Source organism: Streptomyces sp. NPDC040589, from assembly GCF_055594445.1.
In genome coordinates this window covers 180,371-194,817 of sequence record NZ_JBVIWP010000010.1, presented here as the reverse complement: position 1 = coordinate 194,817, position 14,447 = coordinate 180,371, and the positions used below count along the sequence as shown (strand labels likewise).

General features: G+C 65.9%; 12 protein-coding genes and 2 pseudogenes. 8 read left to right on the top strand and 6 right to left on the bottom strand.

Translation table 11 applies throughout. From position 1 onward, the window contains the following. Positions 1-33 precede the first annotated feature (33 nt). Positions 34-726 carry a YqeB family protein gene (locus tag ACZ58V_RS34300; RefSeq protein ID WP_471295019.1) on the top strand — a complete coding sequence of 231 codons (693 nt, stop codon included), beginning with the start codon at positions 34-36 and terminating at the stop codon, positions 724-726. A gap of 55 nt (positions 727-781) precedes the next feature. Beyond that, entirely contained in the window at positions 782-1,807 is a 1,026-nt protein-coding gene (locus ACZ58V_RS34295; RefSeq protein WP_471295016.1) for a hypothetical protein, read from the top strand. 7 nt (positions 1,808-1,814) lie between these two features. Here ACZ58V_RS34295 and ACZ58V_RS34290 read toward each other — a convergent pair whose 3' ends face one another. The 3 genes from ACZ58V_RS34290 to ACZ58V_RS34280 all read right to left on the bottom strand — a co-directional run bounded on the left by ACZ58V_RS34290 (position 1,815) and on the right by ACZ58V_RS34280 (position 3,656). Continuing rightward, positions 1,815-2,234, bottom strand: a complete 420-nt coding sequence (locus tag ACZ58V_RS34290) for a nuclear transport factor 2 family protein (RefSeq protein WP_471295014.1) — start codon at positions 2,232-2,234, stop codon at positions 1,815-1,817. Between the two features lie 67 nt (positions 2,235-2,301). After that, positions 2,302-2,913, bottom strand: a complete 612-nt coding sequence (locus ACZ58V_RS34285) for a DinB family protein (protein ID WP_359893197.1) — start codon at positions 2,911-2,913, stop codon at positions 2,302-2,304. A gap of 371 nt (positions 2,914-3,284) precedes the next feature. Further along, positions 3,285-3,656, bottom strand: coding sequence for a GIY-YIG nuclease family protein (locus ACZ58V_RS34280; protein WP_471295012.1), 372 nt, complete (start codon positions 3,654-3,656; stop codon positions 3,285-3,287). Between the two features lie 468 nt (positions 3,657-4,124). Here ACZ58V_RS34280 and ACZ58V_RS34275 point away from each other — a divergent pair, with 468 nt between their 5' ends. Beyond that, complete coding sequence (locus tag ACZ58V_RS34275; RefSeq protein ID WP_471295010.1) at positions 4,125-4,850, top strand: hypothetical protein; 726 nt, start codon at positions 4,125-4,127, stop codon at positions 4,848-4,850. 142 nt (positions 4,851-4,992) lie between these two features. Then, positions 4,993-5,487 carry a hypothetical protein gene (locus ACZ58V_RS34270; protein ID WP_471295007.1) on the top strand — a complete coding sequence of 165 codons (495 nt, stop codon included), beginning with the start codon at positions 4,993-4,995 and terminating at the stop codon, positions 5,485-5,487. Positions 5,488-5,508: 21 nt separating this feature from the next. On the opposite strand, the gene ACZ58V_RS34265 is transcribed toward ACZ58V_RS34270, so the two are convergent. Beyond that, positions 5,509-7,131 carry a hypothetical protein gene (locus ACZ58V_RS34265; RefSeq protein WP_471295004.1) on the bottom strand — a complete coding sequence of 541 codons (1,623 nt, stop codon included), beginning with the start codon at positions 7,129-7,131 and terminating at the stop codon, positions 5,509-5,511. Between the two features lie 568 nt (positions 7,132-7,699). On the opposite strand from ACZ58V_RS34265, the gene ACZ58V_RS34260 reads away from it, so the two are divergent. Next, on the top strand, positions 7,700-8,734 hold the full coding sequence (locus ACZ58V_RS34260; RefSeq protein WP_471295002.1) for a hypothetical protein: 1,035 nt from the start codon (positions 7,700-7,702) through the stop codon (positions 8,732-8,734). Then, complete coding sequence (locus ACZ58V_RS34255; protein WP_471295000.1) at positions 8,727-9,158, top strand: hypothetical protein; 432 nt, start codon at positions 8,727-8,729, stop codon at positions 9,156-9,158. The genes ACZ58V_RS34260 and ACZ58V_RS34255 overlap by 8 nt, the downstream gene beginning before the upstream one ends. A gap of 646 nt (positions 9,159-9,804) precedes the next feature. Here ACZ58V_RS34255 and ACZ58V_RS34250 read toward each other — a convergent pair. After that, positions 9,805-11,220, bottom strand: a complete 1,416-nt coding sequence (locus ACZ58V_RS34250) for a hypothetical protein (protein ID WP_471294998.1) — start codon at positions 11,218-11,220, stop codon at positions 9,805-9,807. Positions 11,221-11,446: 226 nt separating this feature from the next. Between ACZ58V_RS34250 and ACZ58V_RS34245 the strand changes: the two are divergent. Continuing rightward, positions 11,447-11,655, top strand: a pseudogene (locus ACZ58V_RS34245) (helix-turn-helix domain-containing protein). A gap of 4 nt (positions 11,656-11,659) precedes the next feature. After that, positions 11,660-12,643, top strand: a pseudogene (locus tag ACZ58V_RS34240) (site-specific integrase); the annotation flags it as partial. A gap of 519 nt (positions 12,644-13,162) precedes the next feature. Here ACZ58V_RS34240 and ACZ58V_RS34235 read toward each other — a convergent pair. Continuing rightward, positions 13,163-14,410 (bottom strand): helix-turn-helix domain-containing protein, encoded by a 1,248-nt coding sequence (locus ACZ58V_RS34235; protein ID WP_471294996.1) that lies wholly within the window; start codon positions 14,408-14,410, stop codon positions 13,163-13,165. Between the last annotated feature and the right edge of the window lie 37 nt (positions 14,411-14,447).

Sequence of the window (14,447 nt, the reverse complement as noted above, 5' to 3'; positions counted from 1 at the left end):
CAGGACGGACGGCACCTCCCGAGACTCTTTCCCATGGAGGAAGCCAAGAAGGACCGCATGGGAGCCGAACTCGCGGAATCGGCCTGGGCCATCGTGCTCTTCTGCGTCGGCTGCGGCGCCGCCGCCGGCGCCCTGCTCCCTCTCCTCGCCCGCTGGCTGCTGATGCTCCCGTGGGCACCACTGGAGGGCCCGGCCGAACTGCTGACCTCGATCCCGGAACCCGCCCTCACCCTGGGCACGGTCGCGGTGGGCGTACTCGCGGGCCTGCTGCTGGGGCTCACGGCCGTGCACGAGTCGCTGTCGGTGAGCATCTCCGCCACACACCTGACCCTCACCATCAGGGAGAGCACGCGGGAGTTCGCCCGCGAGGAGATCGCGGTGCTGTTCAGGGAAGGCAAGCACCTGGTCGTCCTGGCCCAGGACAGCGGGGAACTGGCCCGGGAACACTGCGGTCTGTCCTGGCCCCGTCTGACCGAGACCCTCGCAGCGCACGGCTACCCCTGGGCGGAAGAGGACCCGCACCGAGCCGACTACCGCCGCTGGGTCCCCGGCACGCCGGGCCTCCCCGAGGGCGCGGACGCCCTGCTCAGGGCACGCGCGCGGGCCCGAAAGAACTCGGACGACGCCGACGACGCCCGGGAGCTGCGCGGTGAACTGCTCCGGCTCGGTGTGGTCGTACGGGACGAGGAGAAGCGGCAGTACTGGCGGCTGGCGCGACGGAGCTGACGCGCAGGCGCCCGGAGCCGCCGCAGCGATAAAATCCGCCGCGGGAGGGATGCCCGTGACCCGAATACCCGGCTTACGTGCCCTGCTCATACTCTTCGTCTTCGTCGTCGCCACGGCGGCGGTCGCCGGCTGCGCGGGCCGGGGCCCGGACACGGCCCCGGACACGGCCCCGGACAGGGGACACTCTCCGGCCGCATCGGCACCTCGCCCGGCCATCCACCTCGGCACGGACGGCGATCGCGCACTGGTCCCCGGCGGCCCGCCGCTCCCCTTCCGCGTCACTGTCGCCGGCCTCACCGAGGTGCAGGCCGCCCGGCGCGTACTGGCGCTCTACATCGGCACGGTCCCGGACCGGCTCCAGATCCGCGAAGACGGAACGTGGCGCGATGTGCGGCTCCAGTGGACCAACGAGCAGGACGACGACGGGGAGTTCGCCGCCGTGCTGCCGCTCGCGCACCGCGGCAAGGCGCGCAAGGAGATCGAGTTCCGGCTCTTCACCGCCGACCAGCGGCGCAGCTATGTGGACGGCCAGGTCCCTGCCGTGGCCGACACCATCGCCGCGCAACTGGCCCCGGCCCGGAAAGGCTGGGTTCCGGATACCCACCCGGCGGCGTCCGCGTCACGTGTGCGCCTTCCGGTCGATCCCACTCACCTCGCCGTCGAGGTTCCGCAACTGCTCAGGGCGACCGAAGGCGGTCCACCTGTGGAGTGGGAGGTGCGGGTGCGCAACGAGGCGGGCAAACGCACACGCTCCGGCCTGCGCATCGCGGTCACCCTCAGCCCCGGCGCGGTCGGCCAGTCGGTCAGCCGCCTGCACTGGGCGATCGACCAGGAGGGCCGCTGGACCGACCTGACGGGCCGAACCCACGTCGAGACGGACGAGTTCGCCCTCGCGCCCGGGGAATCCCGCACGGTCCGCATCCGCATCGCTCTGCCGACCGGAGCCACCTCGAAGAACACCGGCGAACTCGCCGCGGCCCTGTCCGCAGCGGTCTCGGCCCCTTGGTGGCCCTCCGACCCGAACGAACCTTCGGGAGTCGCCCTCGACCCGGAGTCCACGAACGTCCTGGCCGAGGGCTAGATCGTGGTCACGGGGCGCAGGCCTCGGCGATCGACAGGCTGTTCTCGTAGAGGTGGTGCCGCGTGATCCGCCCGTCCTCAACCGTGAGCCGCAGCGCGAACGGCCCCTCGAAGGACTTCCCGGTCGCCCGTACGGTCCCTGCGAGATGCCCCATCAGGACGGCGTCGGTGCCGTCGACGAGAAACGTGTCGACGGAGGCCCGGGCGTCTTCGGGCACGGTGTACTCCATCAACTCCGCTGCCTGCGCGGCACACTCGGCAGCGGTGGACCGCGGACGTATCCACGGCACTCCCGGATTCTCGGCGAGCATCCAGTCGACCTTGTCGGCGAAGAGCGCGGTGAGCCCCTCGATGTCCCCGGCGAGACGGAGCTCGAGGAACTTCTGAACGGTGGCCCGGGTCGCGTCGGCGGTGGTGGTAGGCGTCATGAAGCCCAGACTGCCGGGACACCGCAGGAGCGTCGATTACGTCCCAGGTAAGGAGACTCGGCGTCCATCACTGCCCGACGCGACCGTCGATCAGCTCACGCAGCAGGTCGGCGTGGCCGCAGTGCCGCGCGTACTCCCCGATCTGCGCCACCAGGACATCGCGCAGCTGAAGCTGTCCACCGGGTTCGGGCCCGAGGTCGGAGAACCCGGCGTTCCGGGTGGCGAGATCGCCGACGCCGGCCAGGTACCGATCGGTGAGCTCCACTTCCACCCGCCACTGCCGCCAGGCATCCTCCACGACCACCGGGTCCGCGACCGCCCCGTTCCAGTCGCCGTCACGATCCTCCTCGGTCCGATACAGCTTCGGCGCGTCCTCACCGGCCATCACCCGCCGAAAATGCCGCTCCTCTTCCGTCAGGTGCCGCACCAGCCCGAGCAGCGACATCGTCGACGGCGGCACGGACCGCAGAGCCATCTGCTCGGCGTCCAGACCGGCGCACTTCATCTCCAGGGTCAGCCGGTAGTGGCGCAGATTCTCGAGCAAGGTGCTGCGCTCATCGACGACTTCGGTGTCGCTCTCGCGAGGATCATCATCCGGGTCGACCCACATGTCGGGGTAGACGGTCGACTGCGTCCACCGAGCCACAGCTCGTTCATTGGTGTGCTCATCCGAGACCATGGGGCATGGTGGACCAGGCCGGAAAGGCTCCGCCACCGAATATCGGGCATCCTTCGGGCATCCAGACCGACGGCCGGAGGGTGCTGTGAAGGTACCGGCGAACGAGGGACGCGAGCCGAGACTGATCTCACTCACCTGACGTCCAGGCCCACCAAAAGGCCCTCGCCCCGCGAAGAAACCGCAGGGTGAGGGCTCACTGGCGTCGAACTACTTCTCTTCCCCTGGGTGTTGTCGGGGATCTTGGTGAGCTGGGCTTTTGCTGGTCAGCGGGATGTTCATGAGCGGCCGAGCGGTCGTCATTGGTCGTCATTGGCCACTGTTGAGCGACCTTGGACGGCCCAGAGACGGCCCAGGGACGGAGGAGGGATGGCCTACGAGCTGATGGGCAACTCCCGCGCTCGCTGGCGTGCTTGGGCCCGTAGCTCCTTCAGGCGACTGTGAAACGCGTTGTGGCGGTTCTGGTCGAGGTTCAGCGGGAGGTCGAATTGGGAGATGAGCTGCGACTCCGAGGTCCACGGTTCGTCTTGCTCGACCCAGCACACTCGCGCGTTATCCGCCATCCACTGACTGAGGGCGGCTTCGCCGGCCTTGCCGAAGGTCATCCGCTTACCGCTGCCCACGCGGCGCAGCTCAAGTCCGAGCAGGCATCCGAGGGTGAGCCGCAGGGTTGAACCAGCAGCGTTGCCCCGGTAGTGGTAGCGCACCCGCTTGCGCAGGTTCTGGGTGCTGGTCCGATTGGCCATGTACCGCGGGGCTATTCCGACGTAGAGCAGGCGCCGGGCGTCCAGATCCGGATGAGGCGGTTGCTCGAAGTGCCACCCGTACACCCCTGCCACCGCCGGTACAGGGCTCTGACGAACCAAGACCTCCTGCGCTGACCACAGTCGGTTGGGACTGACGAGAGCGGTAGCGTCCACGAAGCCTCCAGTCGTGCCACGGCTGATCATCGCAGGCTACTGGTCGACGCTGACATGGTCCCTGGCCTGCGCAGCTGCCGTGACATCAGCTTGGGAAGCTGCGAGTATTCGTGGTCGGTTTGGGCACTGACCTGGGCGAACGGCTGTGGTGCGGCCTCGTCCGGCCTGGTTGCTTTCACCGTGGTTCCCCGCTGTTCCCCGCTCGCTCTGGTGCGCTTGTGGTGCGGTGCCGTATGCGCATCCTGTCGAAGGCGTGGAGGTAGGAGTGTCCGTGCCTCGTGCCATGATCCCCGCATGCTGCAGATCCCGGGATACGAAGGTGGACCTCTGATCGAGGGGAGCGCCTATCTGGACAACCCCTTGTTCTGGCCGGTGCACCTCGGTACCTGTTTGCGTGATGAGGACGCGCAACGAGCCGCGTTCGGTGCCGACTGGGACGCGGCCATGGAGCTGTACCGCGCACTCTCCGCCGACCATGAGTGGCCGGTGTTCGGCGTCCCTCTGTGTTCTGGCCACACCATCTACGTCGTCTACCGCAACTTCGACGGAGAGCGGGGGACGGACTACCTGATACACCACCCGGCTTGGCCCGCGGCGGAAACCCTCGCAGTGGACGACGGCCACTTCATGGGGCCCGGCACGGCCTGGCCGGAACTGCTGTCCGCTGCTCGGCAGCAGCCGGCACCAACGGGTGTCGACGATACCGACGCCCGCCTCCTGCTGCTTTTCCCGACCCTCGGCGATGCGCAACTCCCCGACGACGCGGCTGTTCCCCTCACCACCGCGCTCGCCGCTCTCACCGCGATAGAGGAGCCCGCCGAAGTAGCGGGGATGCTCCTGGAGAACCAGGGCCAGTGGGAGCCCGCCCACTGGAGACCGGCGGACGGCGTCTGGATCAACGACGGCGGGCACTCCTACCGAAACCCCTGCAACGCCTTCGCTTTGCCGGAGGAGCGCCTGTGGGAGATCAGCAACGCTTTGAACGACGAGGAACGACAGCCGCATCGGGCATCCGACTGAAGCTACGAGCTTGGAAATCACCTGGTACGGGGAGTTGCGTATGGCTGCTGACCTGCGAAATCAGTTGCGAGAGTCGGTGGCGGGTCGACGCTGCTGATCCTCTGCAGACCGCTGTTTGCCGTTTCTACTGGCACGTTATGGCATGGTCGCCGCCTCCGGTCGGATCCTGCCCGGACTGCGCGTCCTTGGCGTGCAGCGCCTGCGCGCCTCGCGGACCAACATGGGCCATCTATCTCTGGGCAGCCTCTCCACTGGAGCGTGTGAGCTGATGGAGTTGTGCGGCTGCTGCCCACTGGTGCCCGAGAGCCTGGATACGCTGCCCCGCTGTGTGGACACTGGCAGTACAGCGGTATCGCTGCTCAGAGCGTTGAAGCACTCCGATTCGGTCCGAGGCCAGAAACTCAAGGGCTTCCACGACCGCGTCTGCCTCGACGCGGTACCCGCGGGTGCGAAGCTCGCGGCGGATCGAAGTGAGATCGAGCCAGCCGCCCTCTTCGAGCGGGTCCTCTGCCTCCACGTTCAGGATGTCGACAAGCGCGTACTCAAGCTGACCCCGGATCTCCTGCGCCTCCCAGTGCCCACGCAGGGCATCCCCGCGTGCCGCTGCATGCAGGACAGGATCGACGAGGATCTCTAGTTGGGCCAGGGTGAGCGGAGTCTATTCCTGGCGGCGGACGACCTCGGCGAGTAGCCCGGTGTCGATGACAGCGATCTGGGAGTCGTCGTCGGCTTCCTTGAGCATGCGACGTTCGAATCCCGGGCCGATGAGAAGGTGAACGTGTGCCCCGATCTCCGCCCGGTGTTCCGCCAATCCGAACAGCGGCTGATCCACAACGCGGCCGGTGGCCGATGTCTTTGCCTCGATGGCCAGGATCCGAGAGCTCGCGCCGACGCCGAATCGCACGTAGCCGTCCGCCGCCCCGTTGCCCCCCACATGCTTGCCGGGCATACCCAGGTAGCCCAACGCAACCACTGCGGCCTTCTCCAAACGGTTGGGGTTCGCACTGTCCCGTGCGGCAGTCTCAAGCTCCGCCGCGATGTCCGACGCCTGCGAGGTGGATTGCAACGTGTCGTCAGAAGGGCTTCCGCCCTCGGGGGCTGGCCCACCGGCAGCGTTGACCGGTGTGCGAGATGTGGAATCGTCCGCGTGGAGGCAGGGCAACGACGCCATGAACGCTCGACCGAGCGCCGTCGTACGGTACGCAGTCTGCGAGAGCCGGGTGACGAGCCCACAGGCCTCCAGCAAATTCAGCCGGGTGTTGACCGCGCTCCGTGCCAGTGGCTTCTCACGGTTGGGCAAGTAGTGCACGCTCCGCTCCGCAAGCCTCCCGGTTGTGGGCCGATCTGCCTTATCAAGCTCGCCCAGCACCTCACCGAAAAAGGCGATGGCAGCGTGAACAGTGCGTGCTAGATCCAGCGGTTCGCCCGATTCAATCCAGGCAACAGCGGCCGGCGTGGCGATCCAGCACTTTGACGACGCCCGTTGGATGAGCCCGAAAGCTTTTAGCGTTTCCTTCGCGGTTCGTGCTGTGGCTGCCGTTTGGGCCTTGGGAAAGGTGCTTTGCACGAACCGGGCGAACTCCGCGTCACTGATCGACGGCGTGGACGCCTCAACGAGCGCCTGAAGCGAGTCCAGGATCCCGCCGTTGGCGGAGGTGCCGGGTATGTAGAGATTCGCGCCATCCGCCCTCTCCCTCAGGGCCGCCTCGTCGAGCTGTTCGAAGAGGCTGGCGACGGCTCTGGCAGGGGGAGCGACTTGTACGAATGTGTCGGTGTCATCCGGCTGGGGTTTACCTAGAGCGATGTCGGCCAGGAGGCTCCGGCCAGCGTCCGTTAGATGGACATGCCGGTCGAAGAGTTCGACCATCCCTGTGACTGCGAGCCAGGAGGTTCGATCGCGTACAGGAGCCGGGGTGTCCCACTGCAGGTTGAATTCTTCACGGGCCAGGTCGAGCAGTTGCTCATGCGTGCGCGGCCCGGAGGTGAGAGCGTCCAGAGCCTCGCCCACGAACCTGACGTTGCAGTGGAGAGCGACCACCAGCACTGCAGGATCGCTGCTTTGATGCCATGCAAGGGCGGCAGCGCTCGGCAGGAACGCGGACCCCTCGTGGTCGAGCAGCCCGCCTCGGACGAGCCGCAGGAGCTGGTGTCGCGTCAACCGGTCGTTCTCGGGCAACGAGGCGTGATTACCGGAGGACGGCTCCCTGCGGGCAGCCAGCTCTTCGATGACCGCGCGGAACGTATTGATCCAGGAGGCCCGTGTGCCCGGCAGCACTGGCATGCCTGTTGACCGTTCCGTCCATGCCCGGGGCTGTATGAGGTCTCCCATGGCTGCGCACACTATCCGGGCCATGGCGGTGATACCTCGCTCTTTGGAAGAAATCCTGGCTGGTATCGCGAGCGTCGCTTCCCGTATTGAGTCAACTCTGATACCTGATGCTCTCGCCGACTCCGGGGTGCACTCGTGTGCAGCGGGAGGTCTAGATAACAAGCAAGCCCAGGTGTCGCTGACTTGGGGCTTCGTCTCTACGAGCGGGTGTCGGGAATCGAACCCGCGCTATAAGCTTGGGAAGCTGAGGTGATCTTCGGGTGGTTGATAGGCTGACCTGGGCCGGGAGCCGTGACGGCGTCCGATCGATTGTCGAGTTGCTACTCGCTGTTCCCCGTGGTTCCCCGCACGATCTGGCACGTATCTGGCACGAGCCAGGTGCTTCGGATCATTCAGCGCACAGAAGGGCTTCTGCTTTGGGCCGTCGAGCGCCGTGACCATCGATGCCATCGGCCAATGAAAGATCGATCGACACAAAGGCGTCTCGGGCGATCATTGACCAAGGGCACAATGTGAACGGTTGAACCTGCTGGTTCACGCTGGGGCTTGGGGCACCAAGGGGGAGATCGTGCCACTTTTCATACCGGTCATACTCATCGGTGTCGGTGTGGCGACCGGCGGTAGCGGGGCCGCCCTCTTCGGTAAAGGCGCCCACGACTTCAAGCGTTCGATCGACCGGCGCAAGGAGGCGAACCAAAGCTTCGAGCGACGCCGAGCCCAGACTGAGGAGGCACTGGCAGCGACGAACGCTGCCCTGAAGGCACTGGGGGAGCAGCAGAGGCAGGCGCTCGTCGATGCCGTCGTGCGCATGGGCGACTTCCTGCGTCGCCACGAGCGACAGGTGCGCGAGAGCGAGCGGCTGCTGGTGGAGGGCGTCGACGCCACCATGACCGAGGTCCCCGGGCTTCGCGGCCTCGAGGTTGACGCGGTGGCATGGATCGGCGGGGCTCTCGGATCCGCGGCGGCGGCAGCGGGGGCGGGCGCTGGGATCACAGCGGCAGCGAGCAGCTTTGGAGTTGCGAGCACCGGAGCGGCGATCTCCGGCTTGACGGGCGTCGCCGCCGAGAGTGCGACCCTCGCTTTCCTGGGCGGTGGGTCGCTCGCGTCGGGCGGCGGCGGGATGGCCCTGGGAGCCACGGCGCTCAACTTCGTCACCATCGGCCCCGCGCTGCTCGCTGGCGGACTGGTCGCCAAGAGCCAAGGAACAAAGGCGATCACCCGGGCCAGGGAAGTCGAGGCGGAGGTCGCCGTGGCAATCGCTGAGCTCGACGAGACGGACACCCGTCTGAAAGGCGTCGACGCCCGCGCCGCGGAGCTGCGTGAGCTTCTCACGGACCTCACCTTCCGAGCGCTCGAGGCGCTGGAACTTCTGGAGTCCGAGCCGTTCGATCCACCGAGGCACGCCGCGCGCTTCCAGCGGGCCATGACACTGGTCATGGCGGTCCGCGACGTGGCGGCGACTCCGATCGTCGACACCGAAGGCAAGTTGGACGAGCGCAGCGCAAACCTCACCATCAGGTACAGACCCTTGACCGAGGAGACTCACGATGCCTGACCAACCCAAGGTGCATGTAGGCAAGGTCGTCAACGCGGCCAAGGGCTCCATTCGGGCGATGGACGGCTTCGCCGCGCTGAACCAGATTGTCGAAGCCGCCCGTGAGTGCATCCAAATCCACGAGGTCGAGAGCACCAAGAGAGCCCGGATCGAGGCCTACGAAGCCACGGAGGTCGCTCGGATCCGGGCCGCCGAAGCCGTCCTCAAGGACTACTTCGCACAGGCATTCGCGGAACGACGCAACATCTACGAGGAGATGTTCGCCCGGCTGGACAGGGCACTCGACGAGGGCAACGGTGAAGTGCTGCACACCGTCGTGCGTGGGATCGTCGACATCGCCAAGAGCTCGCCGCTCGCGGACATCGGAGACCTCTCTCAGGTCCGGGCGGCATTGGACGACCCGGATCAAGTATGGGAGCTCTGACCGCAACGCGTTCGGAGATGAAACCGCTGCCGAAACATGAGCTGTTCCGACGGCGGCGCAGATCGGAGAGGCGGCTGGCTCAGGTGACATGTCAAAGATCCCGGACCATGATCGATCCGAGGCCTTGTGCCTGGTGCCCCCGACAGTAATCGAACCTGCGACACCCGCTTTAGGAGTTCGGTCCGATCTTTCTCAGGCGGCCGTCGTCGGCTGGTGTGACGGCCGGACAGAGACACTGGTGTATGCCCTCGTCCGGCGCCGTTGATGTCAGCCGTGGATGTCAGAAGCCTCATGATCCGTAGCTCTAGATAGATCGGTCAGCAAACTCGACCGCTGTATCTGGCACGACGGTGGCAGGGACCTCAGCCGACGGCAGCCAGCCACGACGGCGGGTGCGCCGGGCGATCAGGCGCGCGTATGCCTCGCTGCACCCCCACCGGCCTCAACCACGCTACTGGTTTGTAGCGTCGACCAGAGTCAGACAACGACGGCCGGTCCGTGGTCGAAGCGCCAGCCGTGGTGCGCCTGTTGAGCGATTCACGAGCGATCACCTCTCGGTCGGGCGGGCTTCTACGGGCAAGTATTTTCGGTCAGTGGGATGCGGACTCCCCGCCCTCAGGGACCCAGCGCTGAAGGCTCCGTGCACCTACCTACCTCTAGCTTGCGCGCTCAAAATGACCTCGAACGCTAGGTGTCGAACCAGCTCAATGTCTGGCCAAAGCGCCTCGGCTTCCTCGCTCTGCGGTAGCAATGCCGGAACGTTTTCGTACTTCGGGTCATCCTTTGCGTGCACGATTCTGTTTCGAATCCTATATACCCGATCGGCAACCTGGTGAGCTAGCGGCTTAGATCGATTCTCCGCGTTGATGCCGTCAGTAATTCCCTGGATCGGCCCGTTCTTTGTGAAGTGCTTACCCCAGTCCGTTTCGGCGAAGAAGTCGACAAGACTGGATCCGCGCACGAATTCCTCTAGGAGGGTTCGCAGTTGAACAGACTCGGATGCGGCTGCGGCGTTCTCGCCGACCGTCAACAAGCGCATCAAGTATTTATCGTCGCGACGGTCGAACCTTGGGTCCGAGAGCTCTAGTTCCAGCTTTCGAATTGCGCTCCTGCGTGTTGCAAGCGGGAAGAAGTTCTCCAGCACTTGGTAGTAGGAGAGGAATGACAGTGGGGGGTTGCCGGATGCACTTCCCGCGAAGCCGAAGAGGACAGATACCTCTGGATCGATCCTCGTCTGAGGGAAGCGTACGACCCGGTTGGGCCGTGTGCGCCTAAATGGGCGGCGGTCTGACTTGGAAGGCCACCGAACAGCGCGGGCCTTAACGTTGTTCCGTACGTCCAGTTCGTAGATCAAGGAGTTGATGATCGGCTCTGCCTCGGCCTCGATGTCTTCCGGGTCCATCTCTCGGCCGAACTCGATCTTTAGGCTTGCCAGGTATCTGGGCCGAACTGAAATACCATCATTCGCCAGAATGTGGCAGCTTGGAGAAGGGCTCGACAGTTCAATGCAGCAACGCTCATCTGCGAGATGCAGTCGGAACTGGTCGTATCCGCCGCCGATCCGAGGAAAGGGTAGAGTTGGGAATTCGGTTTGATCTCGTTCGCTGTGCTTTCGGCAGTTCTCGTGGTCGTCAGTGACAAGCCTGCTGAACGAGCGTACAAGCTGGTCGCGAATCATGAACTGCGTGTTGGGGCGAAGAAGGACTTCGATGTACCCCTCAGTTTCAATTATGATTCCTGCCCACCGGGAGGAGATGCGTGGATTTTTGCATAGCTGATCGTGCAGCTCGCCAGCGTACTTGCGGGGTAGGTAATTCTCGTCAGAGTTGCCGCCATCCCACCGTGTATTCGGTGAAAAGACGAGGTCGTCCCGCTTGATCTTTTTGAAATCGATATCGTGCGTGGCAAGTTTCCGTAACAGACTCTTCTCAAGGTCTGTGGGCAGGCTGGGATCCGAGACCACGGCTCCGTTTGGTGCTTCATCGACCTCTTCGGACACGTCGTCATCGACTTCGGGCCAATCGGCTCTCGCATCGTCGTTGCCCAAGTTCTGATCCGCCATGCTTCCCCCACTCACTGGTGCTAGGTGAGCAGATGATAGTGACAGCGAGAGGGCGGCGGAGCGAGTTTGGTTGGTGGCCCCCTGGCTCTTGTTCGGCGGGGAAGGTGACTGAAGCCGTGCGGCCGCCCGGTCGGCCGCACCCCTCTACGTCAGGCGGCTGATTGCTGTGCGCGCGGCACGGGCGCCGGCCGGGCTGGAGCGGGGCGGAGACAGGAGAACCAACCAAGTGACCAATGTGACGATCCAGCGCAAGTGGCACACGACGGCTGAGGTCGCCGAAATGCTCGGCTTCGGCCTCTCCAAGACGAAAGCGCTGGTGCTGAGCGGCGAGATCCGCTCCGTGAAGATCGGCGCAACCGGCGCATCCTTCCGGCCTGGGGCGACGAGTACGTGAACCGCTGCGCGGCCGACGCCGAGGAGAGGTGGGCGGCATGAGCGGATCGCGCCCCTCTCATACGTCTCGTACGAGGGCTCGGTGCGGCTCTACATCGCCCCTCACCTGGGCGCCAAGCGGCTCGACAAGCTGACGGTGCGAGACGTGCGCGAGTGGCTCACCAAGCTCGCCGGCATCTGTCAGTGCTGCGCGCAGGGCAAAGATGCCAAGCGCGGTCCGGCTCAGCGCCGGTGCTGTGCCGTTGGGGAGTGTTGCGAGGCGTACCCCTCCCGGCGAGTGATCCAGGCGGCCCGTGACGCATTGCGGGCAGCGGTCACGCACGCCGTGACCGAGGAGGAGATCACCAAGAACGTGGCCGCCCTGGTCAAGGTCCCCAAGCCGCGTCGCCGTCGCATCAAGCCGTGGTCCGTGATCGAAGCGGGGCGCTTCCTCGCCGATTCCCTGGCTCGCGAGGACCAGCTGTTCGCGGCCTGGGTGCTGGTCCTGAGCCTGGGGCTGCGCCGTGGTGAGGTCCTCGGGATCACCTGGAAGTCCATCGACTTCGAGACGGGGGAACTGTACGTCGATCATCAGATCCAGCGGGCGGGGCGCCAGATCCTCCACCGTGAGACCAAGACTGAGGAGTCAGATGACTTCCTTCCGCTGCCGGAGTTCTGCCTGAAAGCTCTGCGGATGCGCCGGGCCCAGCAGACCGGGGACCGGAAGGCTGCCGGTGATCTCTGGCAGGACACGCGCGGCCTGGTCTTCACGACGAAGTACGGGACGCCCATCGAGCCGGGGAATCTGACTCGCATGTTCGCCCTGCGTGCCCGGCGGGCCGGGCTCCGGGTGATCCCGCTCAGGAACACCCGGCACACGTGCAGCTCACTCCTGGTGGCTCTCAAGGTCCACCCCAAGGTGGCGCAGCGCATCCTCCGGCACTCGCAGATCGCCATGACGATGGAGGTCTACGCGGAAGCGAGCGAGGAGGAGGTGCGGGCCGCGCTCGGCAAGCTGTCGGCTGCGATGGGCGGTGCCGAGACCGGCTGACATCAGCCGTTGCTGTACTTCGCTGCTGTACGCCCCTGTAACGCAAGAGGCCCCGGATCTCTCCGGGGCCTCTGATCTGCTGTGCACTCGGCAGGATTCGAACCTGCAACCTTCTGATCCGTAGGATCGGGCAGGGTGTTGGGCGGGAGTGCCGCTTTCCCCCCGACCGATCGCTGACGGTCGTGATCGTTGGCCTCTGCCTCAACCACGCTTCTTCCAGACGTCACGGCCTGTCCCTCGATCTTGCATGAGCGTTGCCGACATGCCCTGCGACTCCACCGGCCGCGCGGATGTGAGCTGTGGGCGGTCTGGTGGTGCGGTCGAGCTTGACGCGTCCCGGTGTGGTCGTGCTCGGAGTGGGCGCGTTGCTTCCTGGTCTGGTTGTCCGCCCTGGCGGTTGTGCGCGCTGAGCGGCGGGGGGCCGCCGGAGCGGTGGCGGAGACATGGAGCGGCGGCGGCCGCGGGCCGCCTTGAAACCAGTAGAGAAAGTTGTAACTCAGTCTGTAGTGGGGAGCCCGTTCAGTCGTTTTCGCGTAGAGCGGCGACCAGTTGCTGTCCTTCTTTGGCTCCGCGTCGCAGGAGAACCGCCGCTGTGGTGTGCAGTTCGTTCCAGGAGTGAGGACGGCCGACGGCTGAGGCTTCGGGAACGGCCTTCGTGGCTACCGCGAGTGCCTGTGCTGCTTCACCGGCGCCGGCGAAGGCGTGTGCGAGGCAGGACTGGTACCAGGTTCTGTCGCGTCGGTAGTCGTCCGGAAGTGCGTTCAGGCCGGTGGTGAGGTGGGTGATGGCTGTGTGCCAGTTCCGTAGGTGCAGTGCGGCCATGCCGCGTTGCAGGGTGAACCAGGTTTCGCCGTAGAAGTACATCCACGGGGGCTCGTCCTCGGGGTGCTCGGCGGCCCGGCTGATGAGGGTCTGGGCGTCGTCCAGGTGGCGTTCGGCGTTGTCGGCGTCGCCGTTGAGGGCGTGGCCGCGGGCGGTCATCTGGGCGGCCATGCCCTGGACGCCGAGGGATGTGCCGGGGGCGGACCAGCGGGCGGCTTCGGCCAGTCGTACGCAGCGGGTGCCGCGTCCGCCGGACCAGGCCATGTGGGCCTTCATGCTGAGGGTGGTTGCGGCCATGTCGGCGTCGCCGGCTTCCAGGGCCCATTCGTGGCTGCGGTCGTACCAGGCGAGTGCGGCGGCTGTCTGGCCTTGGTCCTGGGCCATCCAGGCGAGGAATTGGGCGTGTTCGGAGGCGAGGCGGACGACGCGGTCGGCGAGTGGGCCGCGGGCGGCGGCGTAGAGGTCGACGACGGTGTTGAGTTGTCGGCGCATCACTTCGACCAGGGGGCGGGAGCCGATCACGTCCTCTGCGCGGCGGTGTTCGGCGAGCAGGCGGTCCAGCCAGTCCAGGGTGGGGGCGTCCACGCGGTGTGTTGTGTCGACGACGCTCGTGACACGGGCCAGGAGGTCTTCGTCGGGGCCGGGGCCGGCGAGGGAGAGTGAGGGGACCAGTGCCGTGTTCGGGTGCTCCGGTGGAGTGTGCAGGAGCGGTGGGATATCGAGCCCGGCCGTGATGCGCTGCCGTACTTCGAGCGAGGTCACTCGGCGCCGTCCGCGTTCGATGTCGGAGACGTCGGGTTGGACCAGGCCGACGAGTTCGCCGAGCTTGGTCTGGCTGAGGCCGGTGAGCTTGCGGTAGGTGCGGAAGACCTGGCCCCAGTCTTCGTCGGTGACCGCTGAGGCGAGTGCGGGATGGGACCAGAGGTCCGTGCGGAAGTCCCCCATAGCTCCAATATAGGGCGTTCCTATGGGGCTTGGGATG

Excerpts from the sequence above, each read along its gene's own strand:
- ACZ58V_RS34300 (WP_471295019.1), top strand. The coding sequence starts at position 34 with ATGGAGGAAGCCAAGAAGGACCGCATGGGAGCCGAACTCGCGGAATCG.
- ACZ58V_RS34290 (WP_471295014.1), bottom strand. The coding sequence starts at position 2,234 with ATGACGCCTACCACCACCGCCGACGCGACCCGGGCCACCGTTCAGAAG.
- ACZ58V_RS34285 (WP_359893197.1), bottom strand. The coding sequence starts at position 2,913 with ATGGTCTCGGATGAGCACACCAATGAACGAGCTGTGGCTCGGTGGACG.
- ACZ58V_RS34280 (WP_471295012.1), bottom strand. The coding sequence starts at position 3,656 with ATGGCCAATCGGACCAGCACCCAGAACCTGCGCAAGCGGGTGCGCTAC.
- ACZ58V_RS34275 (WP_471295010.1), top strand. The coding sequence starts at position 4,125 with ATGCTGCAGATCCCGGGATACGAAGGTGGACCTCTGATCGAGGGGAGC.
- ACZ58V_RS34270 (WP_471295007.1), top strand. The coding sequence starts at position 4,993 with ATGGTCGCCGCCTCCGGTCGGATCCTGCCCGGACTGCGCGTCCTTGGC.
- ACZ58V_RS34265 (WP_471295004.1), bottom strand. The coding sequence starts at position 7,131 with ATGCCAGTGCTGCCGGGCACACGGGCCTCCTGGATCAATACGTTCCGC.
- ACZ58V_RS34255 (WP_471295000.1), top strand. The coding sequence starts at position 8,727 with ATGCCTGACCAACCCAAGGTGCATGTAGGCAAGGTCGTCAACGCGGCC.
- ACZ58V_RS34250 (WP_471294998.1), bottom strand. The coding sequence starts at position 11,220 with ATGGCGGATCAGAACTTGGGCAACGACGATGCGAGAGCCGATTGGCCC.
- ACZ58V_RS34235 (WP_471294996.1), bottom strand. The coding sequence starts at position 14,410 with ATGGGGGACTTCCGCACGGACCTCTGGTCCCATCCCGCACTCGCCTCA.